Source organism: Aeromonas sp. MR19 (assembly GCF_963899305.1).
Lineage (GTDB): Bacteria > Pseudomonadota > Gammaproteobacteria > Enterobacterales > Aeromonadaceae > Aeromonas > Aeromonas bestiarum.
This window is the reverse complement of record NZ_CAWQWZ010000054.1, coordinates 142454-157992: the sequence shown is the minus strand read 5'-3', so window position 1 is coordinate 157992 and position 15539 is coordinate 142454. Positions and strand designations below refer to the sequence as shown.

The window sequence follows — 15539 nt, the reverse complement described above, 5'->3', positions numbered from 1 at the left end:
ATCTGTTCAGGAGTTGTCCATGTTGCGTCTTTGCTATCGCGCCTTCCTGTTGTGCTGGCTTGCCTGCTGGAGCCTTGCTGCCGTGGCAGAAACCGGCCTGGACAAGGATCGACTGGGGCTGTCCGAGCGGCTGTGGCTCGCCTCGCGCAGCGACCTGGTGGTCGGCATGCCCTCGGTAGCCTGGCCCCCCTATGTCTATGCCAATAGCCGGGGTGGTTTCAGCGGCCCGCTCGACGATTTTGCCTCCCTGGTCGCAAGCCGGCTGGGGCTGACCCTGCGCTACAAGACCTATCCCTACTATGCCGGAGCCCAGCAGGCCCTGCTCGATGGCGAGGTCGACATGCTGATCGGCGTGACCCCCAGCCACTCCCGGCAGCAACAGATGCGTTTTACCTCGGATCTCATGGGGCTGCCCCGTGGCATCCTGCTGGCGAAGGGGGATGATCAGCTGAGCCTGCCGGCGGCCCGTCAACTGCGCTGGGTGTGTGAACACGGTTTCAGCTCCTGTGAGGAACTGGAGCAGCTTGGCATGGCGCACCTGGTGGAGGCCGACAGCAGCGACGAGGCTGTCTTCATGGTGAAGAAAGGTCTGGCGGATGCCTATCTGGCGGATCTGCCCGCCCTGGTTCGCTTGCAGCGCCTGCAACAGCAGGCCGGGCTCAAGGTGATCACCCCGGAGTGGGTGACCGATACCTCGCTGGCCATGGCGGTAGGCCCCAACAATCAGGGTCTGCTGGGCCTGCTGGAGCTGGCTCTCAACGATATCCCTCTCGATGAACGACGCCGCATTCTGGAGACTGGCGGCATAGTCGACTACGAACTGGCCAACGGCCCCCGTCAGATAGTGTTCAACCAGAGCGAGCTGGAGTGGCTGGCGCAGCACCCGACCCTGAGATTCGGCGTCGCCCCCGACTGGCCGGCGGTGAGCGAGATCGACGGCAATGGTCAGCTCAAGGGATTCCTCGCCGATCTGCTCAAGCTGCTCAGCATGCGCTCCGGCCTCAAATTCACCCTGGTGCCGACCAGCAGCTGGGCCGAGACTCAAGCGCTGTTCAAGGCGCGCAAGCTGGATCTCATTCCGGCCATTACCCCCACAGCCGAGCGGCGCCAGTACACACTGTTTACCCCGGATTACGCCTTCATTCACAGGGTGATCGCCGCCAGGCAGGGGGGCAAGGAGCTGGAAAACCTCAACGCACTCAAGGGCCACAAGGTGGGCATAGTCGGTGGTTCGGTCGAGGAGCTGATACTTCAGGAGGTGGGGGCCTATCCGGTGACGGTCAGCAGCGACACCAGGCTGTTGCCCCTGCTCGATCAGCATGAGGTCGACTATGTGCTGATGAGCATGACGACCCTGGAGCTGGCGCTGCAGAAGGGGTTCAACAATCGCTATCAGGTGGTCTTCTCCGGCAACGAGCTGCGGGTGCCTGTCGCCATGGCGGTGCACCAGCAAGATCCCATGCTGCAGCAGATCCTGACCAAGGTGCTGATCTCCATCCGGCCGGAGGAACTGGCCAAACTGGAGCACAAATGGCTCTCCTTGAGCATACAGACCGGCATCAATCCGGCGACCGTACTGCTCTGGTCCTCCTTCGGGATCGGCGCCTTCCTGCTCAGCGTCTTGCTGTTCATCGGCTGGAACCGCACGCTGCGCCGCCAGATAGTCCAGCGCCAGCTGGCCGAGCACAAGTTGAACGAGCAGCTGACCTTCGTGCAGACCCTGCTCAACTCCCTGCCCAACATGGTGGCGCTGCGGGATCGCGAGCAGCGTATCACCCTCTGCAATCAGGCCTATCGGGATGCCTTCATCGGGGCCAAGGTCGGCGATGATTGCGACGATCTCGACGGCATGCCGCCCCAGGAGCGGGAGCGGGTGCTCAGGGAGGAGCTGGCTGTGTGGCAGCGCGGTGAGCAGCTGGAAGGGGCGGGGTACAGCCGCCGCCAGGATGGTGCCATGTTCCACGTCATCTATGCCAAGCGCCCCTATCGTTCTCCGAACGGTGACATGCTGGGCGTACTGACCGTGCTCACCGACGTGACCCGCATCAAGGAGGCCGAGGAGCGGGCCCGCAAAGCGGAGACCCGGCTCACCCAGATCACCGACAGCATGCCGGGCATAGTCTATCAATACCTGTGGCAGGGGCCTGGCAAGGGCCGCTTCTTGTATGCCTCCCAGGGGGCGAGCGAGATCCTGGGCGCCAGTCAGCAAGATATTATGTCGGCCGAGTCGGGGGGCGAGGTGTTCGGCTTTACCGAAGAGGCGCTGCAGGACTTTGTCAGCAAGGTGGCCAATCATGCCGAGACGCTGGCGCCGCTCGATCTGGAGGTCAGGGTCGTGCGCCCCGAAGGGGATCGCTATTTGCAGGTACGCGGCAGTTTCGTGCCGCAGGAAGAGGGGGATCTGATCCTCAACGGGGTGATCCAGGACATCACGGCACTCAAGCGTCAGGAGAACGAGCTGCGAGAGGCGCGCGCCTATGCGGAACAGGCGATGCAGGTGCGCAGCCGCTTCCTCGCCACCATGAGCCACGAGCTCAGAACCCCCATCTCCGGCATGCACGGCATGTTGGAATTGCTGCAGATGAGCGAGCTGAACGAAGATCAGCGCTACATGCTGCGCAACGTCATCACCTCCACCAACAACCTGCTCTATCTGGTCAACGACGTGCTCGACTTCTCCAAGATAGAGGCGGGCCAGCTGCAGCTGCATTATCAGGATGGTCGCCTCGCCTCCGTGATCTGCGACGAGATCCGCGGTCATGCCACCCTGGCCCATGGCAAGGGGCTGAAGGTGACGCTGGAGTGGGCGCCCGAGGTGCCGGATCAGGCCCGCATCGACGTCGTGCGAGTGGGGCAGGTGCTCTCCAATCTGCTCAACAATGCGGTCAAGTTCACCGAGCGGGGCGAGATCCGCATCCAGGTCAGCTATCGCGCCGAGCAACTGTTCATCGCCGTCAGCGATACCGGCATCGGCATTGCCGAAGAGAAGCAGGATCGCCTGTTTACCCCGTTCGAGCAGGTGGAGTCCGACATAACCCGACGCTTCGGTGGCACCGGGCTGGGGCTGGCCATCTGTCATCAGCTGGCCCAGAAAATGGGGGGCAGCCTGGCTCTTGAGAGCAAACCGGGTCAGGGAACCCGGCTGACGTTCGGTTTCCCGCTGACGGAGTGCCAATGGGATGCGCCGCCGCTGGCAGGCCAGCATTGGTGGCTGTTTGGCGAGGATGCGGCCCTGCAGTCAGCCATGCAACGGCTGGGGGCCAGCTTGAATCGTCTGGACCCGCAGCAGTGGCAGCAGCCGGTGAGTGGTTTGTTATTAGCGGAAGAGGGCTGGCTCGAACAGGCGCTGGGCAGCGAGTGGTCGACGCGTTTGCAGCAATCCGCCCTCAAGGGCATAGTGCTCTCCCCGCTGGAAGCGCTGCGTGGCCGCATGGGTTCGGATGCCTGGTGGCGCCTGGGTCAATCTCCGCTTTACCCCGATCTGTTGCTGGAGACTTGCCACCAGTTGCTGGGGGAAAAAGCGATCCATCCGGTGCAGGCCCATGCCGCTCAGTTGCAGGGACGCGTGCTGGTGGCCGACGATCATCCCATCAATCGCGCCCTGCTGGCGCGCCAGCTTGCCATTCTCGGGGTGGATGCCGAGGTGGTGGACGATGGCGAGAAGGCGCTGCGCACCTGGCAGGGGCAGGACTTTTCCCTGCTGCTGACCGACTGTCACATGCCGGTGATGGATGGCTACAGCTTGACCCGGACCCTGCGGGCGCAGGGGGAGCAGGCTCCCATCATAGGGGTCACGGCCGATACGTCGGAAGGGGCCGGCCTGCAGATGCAGCAGGCCGGCATGAACGACATGCTGTTCAAGCCCTACACCCTGGATACCCTGCGCCAGATGCTGGCTCGCTGGCTGCCGGTGGTCGTGCCGGTGGACGAGGCGGCGCCACAACCGCCCGAACCGGCCAGAGAGGAGGGGGAGTGCTGGATCTCGCTGTTCGGGGATGAGGAGGTGGCCCGCAGCATGGCGCGGGAGTACCTGGATTCCAACCGCCAGGATGGCGATGACATGATGCAGGCGGTGGCCCGCCAGGATACCCATGCCCTGGTGGAGACGGCGCACCGCATCAAGGGCGCTGCCCGCATGGTGGGGCAGTTGGCATTGGCAGAGGAAGCGGCTCGACTCGAAGCGGCGGCCCGTCTGAAGCAGCTGGAAGAACTCACCGAGTTGAGTCAGACAGTACAGACGCTGATGAACTCTATTACACGCGAAATTGGACTATGGCTCGATGAACAAGACACAGCATGAGTTGGTGATCATGGTGGTGGAAGACCACGCGTTCCAGCGCAAGGCACTGATGCACCAGATCCGTGGGCTCGGTTATCCCTCCCTGCTGGAGGCTCAGGACGGGCTGGAGGCGCTGGCCATGTGTCAGCGTCATCAGGTCGACATCCTGTTTTGCGATCTGCGCATGCCCGGCATGGACGGCATGGCGTTGCTGCGCCGCCTCTCCCTCGGCGGCTTTCGTGGCGGCATCATCCTCTCCAGCGCGCTGGAAGATGACGTGGTCGAAGCCGTGCTGCGGATGAGTGCCGCCTATGGTCTGCAGGTGCTGGGGCGCATCGAGAAGCCCTCCAGCCAGCAGCATATCAGCCAGCTGATCGGTGCCTGGCGGCCGCAACAGGAGCGGGCTCAGGAGGAGGACGGCCACAGCCTGACTCTGGATGAGCTGAGTCAGGCGCTGGAGCAGGATCAGCTGCTGCCCTGGTATCAGCCCAAGGTGAGTTTTGGCTCGGGCCTGTGGGTCGGCATGGAGGCGCTTGCCCGCTGGCAGCACCCGGACTACGGCCTCATCTCGCCGGCTCGATTCATCCCGCTGGCGGAGCACAACGGTCTCATCGACCAGCTGACCGAGGTGATCATCAGCAAGTCCCTGCGCGATGGCCACCTGTGGGAGCAGACCGGGCTCTCCCTCAACCTGTCGATGAACCTCTCCACCACCTCCCTCATCGAGGGGGATCTCTGCAACACCCTGATCAACCAGTGCCAGCGCTGGAGCATCAACCCCGAGCTCATCACCCTGGAGGTGACGGAGAGCTCGTTCGTGAAGGATCTGGGCAAGTCGCTGGAGGTGCTGACCCGGCTGCGCATGCACGGTTTCGGGCTCTCCATCGACGACTTCGGGACCGGCTACTCCTCCATGCAGCAGCTGGCCCTGCTGCCCTTCACCGAGCTCAAGCTGGACAGGTCCTTCGTCGATCGCTGCTATGAGGACCCCTCACGTTTGGCCATAATAGAGTCAAGTATCGAACTGGCCCGCAAACTGGGGCTCAAGTCGGTCGCCGAAGGGGTGGAGGATGAACTGACCTGGCGACTGCTGGCCAGATTGGGGTGCGACGTGTGTCAGGGCTTCTTCTCCGCCCGACCCATGCCGCGCGATGAATTGATGGGATGGCATGACACCTGGCGCGAACGGTTACCGGGTCTGATCGGGGACTGAGTGCCGGGCAGCATGCCCGCAGTTGAACAAGGACGTTCATGAAAATTTCAAGCAAGTTATTGCTCAGTTTCTGTTTTATCAACCTGTTGGTGTTCCTCTCCTCGGCTCTGGTCTATCACCAGCTCGGCCGGATCGGGCAGGCCGAAACCAATCTGCTGGAGCAGGCGTTGCCCGCCCTGCAGCGGGATGAGGCAAGCCAGAAGGCGCTGGTGGCGACCGTCTCCTCCTTGCGCGGTTACCTCATCCTCGGCAAGGATCCGGCCCAGGCCGCCCGCCTCAAGCAGGAGTGGGAAGGGGCCTGGCAGGCCATCGAACGGCAGCCGTTCACACCGGCCCTCGCCCAGTCTCTCAAGGCGTTCAAGGGCAATCAGGAGAAGGTGTGGGCCATCGCCCATACCGAGGAAAACCTGCCCGCCCATACGCTCATGCTGCTGGAGGCGGGCCCGCTGGCGGAATCGGCCCTCGATCAGCTGCAATCCTTTGCCAATGAAGAGGTGGCCACCCCGCAGGATCAGCTGCCGGGGGATCGCCGGCTGCTGCTCAAGCAGGTGGGGGATGCCTACAACGGCCTCTCCAATGCGCTCTCCGCCCTGCGCGACTTCCTCATCTCGGGTGATCCCGAATATCGCACCAAATATCAGGACTACTACCAGTTCCACCAGCAGCGCGTCGCCGAGGTGAAACAGCAGCAGGCCAACTTTACCGAGGCCGAGAAGGGCCTCTGGTCGCTGTTTGAAGAGATGTCCGCCCCCTTCGCCGAGCTGGTGGGTCAGGTGATCAGCAAGCGTCAGGCGCCGGACTGGGATCAGGCCAACCATCTGATGGCGACCGATATCGAGCCTGCACTGACCCAGCTGGCCGGCCAGCTGGCGGCCCAGGTCACCCAGACCCGCGCCGAGGTGGACAGCATGGGCCACAAGATGGCCAGCGCTGGACAAACCATCAACCGTACCCTGCTGCTGGCCACCCTGACCGTCATAGTGCTGGGCACCCTGGTGGCCCTGCTGTTCAGCCGCCGCTTGACCCGGGACATAGCCAGCCTGGTGGTGCGGGCCGATCTGGTGGCCAACGGCCGTCTGCCGTCCCGTCCTCTGCCGGTGCAGAGCCAGGATGAACTGGGCGGGCTGACGGGCTCCATCAACCAGATGTCCCTGCAACTGCGCCAGCTGGTCGGCGAGATCCAGGGGGCCGTGGGGCAGGTGGAGGGGGCGTGCTTCGAGGTCGGTGACACCACCCGGGCCATAGTCACCGATCTGGCGAGCCAGAATCAGCGGGTCGATACGGTGGCGGCGGCGATCGAACAGATGTCGGTCAGTACCCGGGATGTGGCGGGCAACATAGCCGACGCGGCCCGGGCCGCCCAGCAGGCCGAGGTGCAGACACGGCAAGGGGGCAATGCCCTCGGCCGCATGACCGCTACCATGCAGGAGATAGCGACCATGATTGCCCAGGCCAATCAGGCCATGGGGCTGCTCAGCACCCAGAGCGAGCAGGTGGGACGCGTCACCGAGGTGATCGCCACCATAGCCGAGCAGACCAATCTGCTGGCGCTCAACGCCGCCATCGAGGCGGCGCGAGCGGGGGAGCAGGGGCGCGGTTTTGCCGTGGTGGCCGATGAGGTGCGTCTGCTCGCCAGCCGTACCAGCCAGTCGACGGCCGAGATCAGCCAGACCATCGCCAGCATTCAGCAACAGACTCGCCAGACGGTGAGCACGGTCGGCAGCGGGACCCAGCTGGTGGAACAGGGCCGAGATGCGGTTGCGTCTGTGACGGAGACCCTCAGTGCCATGCTGCAGCTGGTGCAGGATCTGTCCGGTCAGCTGGGGGCGATCGCCACCGCCACCGAGCAGCAGTCCCGGGTTGCCCAGGAGGTGGCGGGCACTGTGGAGGAGATCGCCGGGCTCAGCCGTCAGTCGAGTCAGCGCAGCCGGCAGGGGGAGGAGATAGTGGCCAGACTGGCGCAGGATACGGGGCGGTTGACGTCCGTCATCAGTCGCTTCGAGCTGGATGCCTGAGGCGGAGCAAGACGGCAAAAAAACGGGGCAGGCCGATGGGCCTGCCCCGTTTTTTCAATCCAGGTGGCGGAAGGCCTGATTGTCGAAATTGCTGGATGTCTCCTGGTTCAGCAGGCTGACCAGCAGGCGTGAGGTCTTGCTCGCCAGCTTAGTCCAGCCGGCGGAAAGACTGGTTGTCGAAGCTGCTGGAGGTCTCCTGATTGAGCAGACTGACCAGCAGGATGGCACGTTTCTCCCCATCCGGTTCCAGATAGATGGCCTCGAATCCGGCCAAAGGGCCAGATTCGATCAACACCTTGTCGCCCTGGGTCGGCAGGTTGGCGTAGCTGGCTCTCGCCTCGTCGCTGTCGTCGCGGCTCATCAACTGATAGACCAGCTGGCTGCTGATGGAGGTCCACTCCTTGCCGAAGTGGATGATGCGGCTGATGCCACGGGTCGACTTCAGGGTGACGGGGGTGACCTCTTCCAGATCCACATAGATGAACAGATAGTTGGGAAACATGGGTTCCCGCACCGGGACACGCTTGCCCCGCCGCAGCTTCTCGATTTCGACCATGGGGTAATAGGATTCAATCCCCTGGGCTTCGAGATGGGCGCGGGCGCGGGCCTCTTCCTTTGGCTTGCAGTAGGCCAGATACCATTTTTTCATGTTCTGTTACGTTCGTGTTGCCGTGCTCCCGGTTATGATAACCGCGGCAATAAAAAAGGCCACGCTTGGCGTGGCCTTTTTTGCAGAGTGAGTGATTACCAACCTTTGACTATGCCACCTTTGAACAGTTCGTCAGCAGTTTTGTAGACTTCGTCGCTCTGGAAGGCCTGGACGAACTCCTTCACCTTGGCGTCATCCTTGTTGTTGCCACGGGAGACGATCAGGTTGACATAGGGGGAGTCCTTGTCTTCCACGAACAGACCGTCACGGCTTGGCAGCAGGTCGATCTGGGAGGCGTAGACTGTGTTGATGATGGCCAGATCCACGTCTTCCAGGGAACGGGGCAACTGGGCCGCTTCCAGTTCAACAATCTTCAGCTTCTTCGGGTTGCTGGCGATGTCGAGCACGGTCGCTTCCAGGCCGGTACCCTCTTTCAGGGTCAGCAGGCCCTGCTTTTGCAACAGGATCAGGGAACGGCCCAAGTTGGTCGGATCGTTCGGCACGGCGATCTGCGCACCCTCTTTCAGATCGGCCAGGGCCTTGATCTTCTTGGAGTAGCCGGCGATGGGGTAGACGAAGGTGTTGCCGACCGGCACCAGATCGAAGCCGCGATCCTTGACCTGGCTATCCAGATACGGTTTGTGCTGGAAGGCGTTCAGATCGATGCTGCCATCGTTCAGGGCCACGTTCGGGGTAGCGAAGTCGGAGAAGGTAACGACTTCGACGGTCAGACCGTACTTGTCCTTGGCGACCTTGGCCGCGGCTTCCACCAGCTGGGATTCCGCCCCGGCGATGGCGCCGACTTTCAGGGTCTTGTTCTCTTCTTTCTGACCACAACCGGCCAGAACCAGGCCAGCCAGCAGGGCAGCCGCAACGGATTTAATGCCAAATTTCATAAAAACCTCCTGTCAGAAATCGACGATTAACGATGATCACATGTGTTGACCAGGCGCTCACCTGCGCTCTGGATGAGTTGAACCAGTAAAACCAGAATGACGACGGTTGCCAGCATGACGGTGGGATCAAAGCGCTGGTAGCCGTAGCGAATACCCACATCACCCAGACCACCGCCTCCGATGGCACCGGCCATGGCGGAGTAGTTCACCAGCGTGACCAGGGTAATGGTGACGCTGTTGACTATGCCGGGCAGGGCCTCGGGCAGCAGCACCTTGGTAATGATTTGCAGGGGTTTGGCACCCATGGCCTTGGCCGCTTCCAGCAAGCCGTCCGGCACCTCCATCAGGGCTCCTTCCACCAGACGGGCGATGAAGGGCACGGCACCTATGGTCAGCGGCACTATGGCGGCTATGGTGCCTATGCTGGTGCCGACGATCAGCCGGGTCAGCGGAATGATGGCGACCAGCAGAATGATGAAGGGCACTGAGCGGCCAATGTTGACCAGGATGCCGAGCAACTTGTTCAGGGCCGGGTTGGCCAGGATCTGGCCCGCCTTGGTCACGTGCAGTGCCACTCCCAGCGGCAGGCCGAGCAGGCAGCCAAACAGGGCGGAGGCAAACACCATCAGCAGGGTATCGCCGAGCGCTGTGACCAGCAGATTAATCATTGCTTCGGACATGATCCATTACCTCCAGCTGAATGCGATTGTGATCAGGGACTGCGTCTGGCAGCCCTTGAGGGCAGTGATGAGCAGATCAGTCATTGCTGCGGACATAACCCATGACCTCCAGCTGAATATGATTGTCTATCAGGAACTGCTGGGTCGCCTCGCACTGGGCCTCATCCCCGAACAGCTCCGCCAGCAGGAAGCCGAACTTGACGCCCCCGGCGTACTCGATATCGGCGCTCAGAATGCTGATGTCGATGTTGAAGCGGCGGCTCGCCTCGGAAATCAGGGGCGTATCGACCGTGCTGCCGGTAAAGCCGAGCTTCACCAGCGGATAGCTGTTGGCCACCCGCTCGGTACTCATCCTGTCCTGATACTCCTGCGGCACCTCCAGATGTATGGTGGAGTGGATGAAGTCCCGTGCCAGCTGGGTCTTGGCGTTGCTGAAGAACCAGGCGACCTCGCCCTGCTCGATCAGGCTGCCGTCGCTGATGATGGCGACGTCATCACAAATTCCCTTCACCACGTCCATCTCGTGGGTGATGAGCAAGATGGTGAGCCCCAGTTTGACGTTGATCTCCTTGAGCAGGCTCAGGATCGAACGGGTAGTCTGCGGATCCAGGGCCGAAGTGGCCTCGTCACACAGCAGTACCTTGGGGGCCGGCGCCAGGGCGCGGGCGATGGCGACGCGCTGCTTCTGACCGCCTGACAGCTCGGACGGATAGGCGTGGGCGCGCGCTTCCAGCCCGACCAGGGCCAGCAATTCGTCGACCCGGGCCTGGATCTGGGCCTTGCTCCAGCCTGCCAGCTCCAGCGGGAACGCTATATTGGCGAACACGGTACGGGAGGAGAGCAGGTTGAAGTGCTGAAAAATCATGCCGATCTGGCGGCGGGCCTGGGTCAGCTCCCGCTCCGGCAGGGCGACCAGATCCTGGCCATCGACGATGACCTGGCCCTCTGTCGGGCGCTCCAGCAGGTTGACACAACGAATGAGGGTACTCTTGCCGGCCCCCGAGGCGCCGATCACCCCGAAAATCTTGCCTTGTGGCACATGCAGGCTCACGTCACGCAGGGCGTGCACGGCATCACTGCCTTTACCGTAGACTTTGTTGAGACCGTTCAACTTAATCATGGATTCTTCCGTGCTAACAGCCTTAAAGCACAGGGCGCTACAGGCGGGTGAATTGGGCAGAGGTTCCACTGGGTTGCTCTGTCATCATGGAGGATGATGCTAAGATGTCTGGATGGCTGTGTCAACGCGTGTTTATACTTCTAGACGTCTAAAAAAGTGCTAAGGATTCCCGTTTGCCGACTAACGCGGACGGTGATCTGGCTCACATCAATATTGTATTTGGCAGTGTAGCCATATCGCCGAATATCACATGGTAAATGTGGTCTTATCTCCTTCTTTATTAGTCGCGAGTCGAGTTTGCCTGGTCATGCTGCTATCGCGACCGGATCGGCACAAATCATTCCACTTTGTTCTGATCGCTGCTTTCTTGGCCTGCGTCTTGATGCAGCGCAACAAGCACCACGCTTGGACTTGGATTGCAATTGCCTGTTTTTTATACTTAAAGGGCATGGTATGCGGGAGGGCAGAGCAATGCGATTTCAACAGATCAAGGACTTGCTGCTGTATCTGGAACTGGTTCATCACCAGCTCGGGCTCTGTTACGGGCGGCTGATGGCCGAGGTGGATGGCGAGCGCAGCCGCATGCTGCTGGCCTATCTGCAAGAGCGGGAGGAAGCGGCCAAGGCCCATCTGCACGACTACCTGGGTCAGCTGGGGGGCGGGATCAGGGAGACCTGGCTTGAGCGCGGGTTCAGCGAGGATCTGCTGCCTGACATCCAGCGGCTGTCACTGCCTGCCACGGCCCAGACTCAGGACATAGTGCAGCAGGTGTACCGTCAGGAGGAGAAACTCATCGGCGAGCTGGGCCACCTGGCCCGCGAATGCCCGACGGAAGAGACGGCCGCCCTGCTGAGTGCGCTGTCATCGCTGGAGCAGACCCGCCTGACCCGGCTGGTGCACGGGGTGCATAGACTCGACGATATCTAGCACAGGGGGGCAATGAGAGAGGCCCGGCATCTGCCGGGCCTCTCTCATTCTCTGCCAGGCGTCCGGCTCAGCGGGGGGCCTGTTCCCGGCTGAGCTCGGCGGCATGGAGGGCGGCGCCTATGATGCCGGCCTGATTGAGGTTGGCGGCCGCCACCAGGGGGGCCCGGGTCTCAATCTTGTCGATGAACTTGTCGAGCTTGGAGGAGCTGCCGCCCCCCAGAATGAAGAGGTCGGGAGAGAACAGAAACTCGAGGCGAGCCAGGTATTTGTTGAAGCGTTTTCCCCAGCGGCTCCAGGAGAGATCCTCGCGCTTGCGTACCGCATCCGAGCAGTAGTGCTCGGCAACCATGCCTTCCAGCATCAGATGACCCAGCTCGGTGTTGGGCAGCAGCTGGCCATTGACGAACACGGCTGTGCCTATGCCGGTGCCGACCGTGATGAGGATGATGACACCCTTGCTGCGATCCTTGCCGGTCCCGAAGCGCATCTCGGCCAGGCCAGCCGCATCGGCATCGTTGATCACGTGGCAGGGCAGGCCGGTCACATCGGCAAACAGGTGGGCGGCATCGGTCTCAATCCAGCTCTTGTCGATGTTGGCCGCGCTCTTGGCGATGCCGTTGTGGATGGTGGCGGGAAAGCCGCAGCCCACCGGGCCCTTCCATTGGAAATGTTCCACCAGTGCCTTGAGGGTATGTGCAACGGCGGCCGGGGTGGCCGGTTGCGGCGTCACCAGACGATGGCGCTCGCCAATCAGCTCGCCCGTTTCGGTATCGACCAGGCATCCCTTGATCCCTGAGCCACCGATATCCACTCCCAACATCTGCATCAGATTGTTCCTTTTATAGTGCCGACGGTTAACCGTCGGCAGAGCATGAAAAAATGACGTGTATCCAGCAAGGGGCAGATCGCTTATGCGTGATCCGGCAGACCTTTTTCGATGCAACGGATCAACAAGCGGTTTTTTTTGCTGTCATCCTGCTGGCGCCGGGCCAGGGTCGCCAGCGCCCACGCTATGTGTTCGGCCACCATGGGCTCTGCCTCGTCCTGTGCCAGCTGCAATGCGGCTATGACGTCCGGGGTGGCCGGGCCGTTGCCGAGTGCCACCGCCAGGTTGCGGCGCCAGCGCTGATAGCCGATACGCCGGATCGGGCTCCCCTCAGTGTGCTTGAGAAACTCGCTCTCGCTCCAGCGCCACAATTCGAGCAGCGGCGGGCGGTGCAGGTTGGGGCGCGGGCTGAAGTCGGGCTCGGGGCTCACATCCGCATAGCGATTCCAGGGGCAGATGAGCTGGCAGTCGTCACAACCATAGATGCGATTGCCCATCAGCGGCCTGAACTCTTCCGGAATGGGGCCGTCGTTCTCTATGGTGAGGTAGGAGATGCAGCGGCGCCCATCCACCACATAGGGCGCGACTATGGCGCCGGTCGGGCAGATATTGATGCAGGCCACGCACTTGCCGCACTGCTCTTTTTCCACCGGGGCATCCAGCGGCAGTGGCAGGCTGATCAGCAGCTCTCCCAGAAAGAAGAAGGAACCCGCCGACTCGTTGAGCAGCAGCGAATGCTTGCCGATCCAGCCCAGCCCCGCCTTGGCGGCCAGCGGCCGCTCCAGTATGGGGGCCGAGTCGACGAAGGGGCGCCACTCTCCCGTGGCCTGACAGAGTTCCCGGCAGCGTTGTTCTATGCGATCGCCCAACTGTTTGAGGCGGTTGCGCAGCACCTTGTGGTAGTCGCGACCGAGGGCATAGCGGCTGATGTAGCCGAGGGTCGGGTCGCGCAGGGTGGCGGCGAAACCGGCCTCGAAGGGGAGGTAGTTCATCCGCACCGACAGCACCCGCTGGGTGCCGGGCAGCAGCTCGTGGGGACGTGCGCGCATCATGCCGTGGCGGGCCATGTAGTCCATGCTGCCGTGATGGCCGGCATCCAGCCAGGCCTGCAACCTGGGCTCTTCGAGGCTGAGATCCGTGTCCGTGATGCCGATCTGGTCAAATCCTAGCTCGCTCGCCCATAGCTTGATATCGTGGGCCAACTGCTGCAAATCAGGCGTGCTCATGCTGCATCCGGCCCCAAGGGCTGGATGTCCTGAGTCAACCTGCGGTGAAACTCAGGCGTGCTCATGCTGCATCCGGTCCCAAAGGCGGGATGTCCTGGGTCAACCGGCAGTGAAAATCAGCAGTGGTCATGTCGCATCGGGTGCCCGGCGCGTGTCAGCCAGGGCCAATGGATGAAAGTCAGGAGCCATCATGGTACAGGTCATCGGGGATGCTATCAGCGGGAAAGAGGTGCGCAGTTTACCACAATCACTGTGGCGGACTGAACAGATCCGCGCGCTGGAGCAGCGCTGGGCCGAGCGCGAAGGGCAGGAGCTCTACGCCCTGATGGAACGGGCCGGTGCGGCGCTGCGCACCTATGCCACCCACCATTGGCCGCAGAGCCGCAACTGGTGGATCTTCGTCGGTCCCGGCAACAACGGCGGTGACGGCTATGTGCTGGCCCGCCTCGCCAGGCAGATCGGTCTCGAGCCCCAGGTGATCGCCGCGAGGGAGCCCGCCGGGCTGAAGGGGGATGCCAGACGGGCCGCCGATGAGTGGCTGGCGCAGGGCGGGACTGTGCTGATGGCCGGCGCGAGCGAGCTTGATTCACTGCCGCCGCCGGATCTGGTGATAGATGCACTGCTCGGCACAGGTGTCCATACCCCCCTCTCGCCGCTTCTGACAAAGATCGTCGCAACAATCAATAGCTTGGGAGCGCCGGTGTTGGCGGTGGATCTGCCCTCCGGCCTCGATGCCGACACGGGTCGTGCCATGGGGGCCCTGGTCCGTGCCAGCCGCACCCTCACCTTCATCGGCATCAAGCAGGGCATGCTCACTGGCGAGGGGGTGGATGGTGTCGGCCGGCTCGATTGCGATCCCCTCGGCGTCACGCCGGAGGCTGGCCTGCAAGCGGCTGCCGAACGGATCGATTACCCCGGCATCAAGCCGTGGCTGACACCGCGCCAGCGCTCGGCCCACAAGGGTTCCCACGGCAAGGTGCTGCTGGTGGGGGGCAATGTGGGCATGCAGGGCGCCATAGTGCTGGCGGGTCTTGCCTGCCTGCGGGCAGGAGCCGGTCTGGTGCGGGTATGTCAGCACCCGAGTCATGGTTCCGTCAGCCTTTATCAAGCCGAGTTGATGAATACGCAGGCCGATGCGGATGAGCACTGGGCCTCGGTGCGGCTGGTGGGGCCGGGACTCGGTCAGGACGAATGGGGTCGCCGCCATTTTGAGTCCTTGGTCAATGAGGGGACACGGCTGGTATTGGACGCCGATGGATTGAATTGGCTGGCGCTATGTCCCCGTCATCAGGATAATTGGGTGCTTACGCCTCACCCGGGTGAGGCGGCCCGCCTGCTGGGCTGCTCCATTGCCGAGATTGCAGCAGATCGTTTTGCCGCCGTGCGGCGCTTGCAGCAAGTTTTTGGCGGTGTCGTGCTGCTCAAGGGGGCGGGAACGCTCATCTGTGACGGCAAGGGGATAGCGCTCTGTGACGAGGGCAATCCCGGCATGGCCAGTGGCGGCATGGGCGATCTGTTATCTGGTATAATCGCCGCCCTTTTGGCCCAGGGCTGGTCTGCCGTCGAGGCAACCCGGCTGGGCGCAGTGATCCACGGGGAAGCGGCCGATCTGGCCGCCGCAGACGGAGAGCGGGGCATGCTGGCATCGGACCTGCTGCCTTTTATCCGTCGACTGGTTAATCCCGACACCATAACAAGTTAAAGAAGA

At 62.4% G+C, this 15539-nt stretch carries 11 protein-coding genes; 5 read left to right on the top strand and 6 right to left on the bottom strand.

The features are described from left to right. The first annotated feature begins 19 nt into the window (after nucleotides 1-19). Genes AACQ95_RS22400 through AACQ95_RS22390 form a run of 3 tightly spaced genes read left to right on the top strand, consistent with a single transcriptional unit; the run spans nucleotide 20 to nucleotide 7507 of the window. A complete protein-coding gene (locus AACQ95_RS22400; protein WP_241280044.1) occupies nucleotides 20-4300 on the top strand; it encodes an ATP-binding protein in 4281 nt (1426 codons plus the stop codon). Then, nucleotides 4281-5492 carry an EAL domain-containing response regulator gene (locus AACQ95_RS22395; protein ID WP_241280042.1) on the top strand — a complete coding sequence of 404 codons (1212 nt, stop codon included), beginning with the start codon at nucleotides 4281-4283 and terminating at the stop codon, nucleotides 5490-5492. Before AACQ95_RS22400 ends, AACQ95_RS22395 begins: the two co-directional genes overlap by 20 nt. Nucleotides 5493-5530: 38 nt before the next feature. Then, nucleotides 5531-7507: a methyl-accepting chemotaxis protein gene (locus AACQ95_RS22390; protein WP_241280040.1), complete on the top strand. Its 1977-nt coding sequence runs from the start codon at nucleotides 5531-5533 to the stop codon at nucleotides 7505-7507. 148 nt (nucleotides 7508-7655) lie between these two features. Here the strand turns inward: AACQ95_RS22390 and rfaH are convergent, their stop codons facing one another. The 4 genes from rfaH to metN all read right to left on the bottom strand — a co-directional run bounded on the left by rfaH (nucleotide 7656) and on the right by metN (nucleotide 10852). Further along, nucleotides 7656-8156, bottom strand: coding sequence for a transcription/translation regulatory transformer protein RfaH (gene rfaH / locus AACQ95_RS22380; RefSeq protein ID WP_043141811.1), 501 nt, complete (start codon nucleotides 8154-8156; stop codon nucleotides 7656-7658). A 95-nt stretch (nucleotides 8157-8251) separates the two neighbouring features. Continuing rightward, on the bottom strand, nucleotides 8252-9052 hold the full coding sequence (gene metQ, locus AACQ95_RS22375; RefSeq protein WP_043141813.1) for a methionine ABC transporter substrate-binding lipoprotein MetQ: 801 nt from the start codon (nucleotides 9050-9052) through the stop codon (nucleotides 8252-8254). 26 nt (nucleotides 9053-9078) lie between these two features. Further along, nucleotides 9079-9732, bottom strand: coding sequence for a methionine ABC transporter permease (locus AACQ95_RS22370; protein ID WP_042865698.1), 654 nt, complete (start codon nucleotides 9730-9732; stop codon nucleotides 9079-9081). Nucleotides 9733-9808: 76 nt separating this feature from the next. Beyond that, nucleotides 9809-10852, bottom strand: coding sequence for a methionine ABC transporter ATP-binding protein MetN (gene metN, locus AACQ95_RS22365; protein WP_043554634.1), 1044 nt, complete (start codon nucleotides 10850-10852; stop codon nucleotides 9809-9811). A gap of 471 nt (nucleotides 10853-11323) precedes the next feature. On the opposite strand from metN, the gene AACQ95_RS22360 reads away from it, so the two are divergent. Then, nucleotides 11324-11779 (top strand): hypothetical protein, encoded by a 456-nt coding sequence (locus tag AACQ95_RS22360; protein ID WP_241280038.1) that lies wholly within the window; start codon nucleotides 11324-11326, stop codon nucleotides 11777-11779. Between the two features lie 67 nt (nucleotides 11780-11846). On the opposite strand, the gene ppgK is transcribed toward AACQ95_RS22360, so the two are convergent. Together ppgK and queG are read right to left on the bottom strand one after the other, a co-directional pair. Continuing rightward, entirely contained in the window at nucleotides 11847-12605 is a 759-nt protein-coding gene (gene ppgK / locus AACQ95_RS22355; protein ID WP_043141820.1) for a polyphosphate--glucose phosphotransferase, read from the bottom strand. An 83-nt stretch (nucleotides 12606-12688) separates the two neighbouring features. Next, a complete protein-coding gene (gene queG / locus AACQ95_RS22350; protein ID WP_241280037.1) occupies nucleotides 12689-13831 on the bottom strand; it encodes a tRNA epoxyqueuosine(34) reductase QueG in 1143 nt (380 codons plus the stop codon). Nucleotides 13832-14021: 190 nt separating this feature from the next. Here queG and AACQ95_RS22345 point away from each other — a divergent pair, with 190 nt between their 5' ends. Further along, nucleotides 14022-15533, top strand: coding sequence for an NAD(P)H-hydrate dehydratase (locus tag AACQ95_RS22345; protein WP_241280035.1), 1512 nt, complete (start codon nucleotides 14022-14024; stop codon nucleotides 15531-15533). The last annotated feature ends 6 nt before the right edge of the window (nucleotides 15534-15539 follow it).

Bases quoted from the DNA above. Each gene is read 5' to 3' on its own strand.
- metQ (WP_043141813.1), bottom strand. From the start codon at position 9,052: ATGAAATTTGGCATTAAATCCGTTGCGGCTGCCCTGCTGGCTGGCCTG.
- AACQ95_RS22345 (WP_241280035.1), top strand. From the start codon at position 14,022: ATGGTACAGGTCATCGGGGATGCTATCAGCGGGAAAGAGGTGCGCAGT.
- AACQ95_RS22370 (WP_042865698.1), bottom strand. From the start codon at position 9,732: ATGTCCGAAGCAATGATTAATCTGCTGGTCACAGCGCTCGGCGATACC.
- ppgK (WP_043141820.1), bottom strand. From the start codon at position 12,605: ATGCAGATGTTGGGAGTGGATATCGGTGGCTCAGGGATCAAGGGATGC.
- AACQ95_RS22390 (WP_241280040.1), top strand. From the start codon at position 5,531: ATGAAAATTTCAAGCAAGTTATTGCTCAGTTTCTGTTTTATCAACCTG.
- AACQ95_RS22395 (WP_241280042.1), top strand. From the start codon at position 4,281: ATGAACAAGACACAGCATGAGTTGGTGATCATGGTGGTGGAAGACCAC.
- AACQ95_RS22400 (WP_241280044.1), top strand. From the start codon at position 20: ATGTTGCGTCTTTGCTATCGCGCCTTCCTGTTGTGCTGGCTTGCCTGC.
- queG (WP_241280037.1), bottom strand. From the start codon at position 13,831: ATGAGCACGCCTGATTTGCAGCAGTTGGCCCACGATATCAAGCTATGG.
- rfaH (WP_043141811.1), bottom strand. From the start codon at position 8,156: ATGAAAAAATGGTATCTGGCCTACTGCAAGCCAAAGGAAGAGGCCCGC.
- AACQ95_RS22360 (WP_241280038.1), top strand. From the start codon at position 11,324: ATGCGATTTCAACAGATCAAGGACTTGCTGCTGTATCTGGAACTGGTT.
- metN (WP_043554634.1), bottom strand. From the start codon at position 10,852: ATGATTAAGTTGAACGGTCTCAACAAAGTCTACGGTAAAGGCAGTGAT.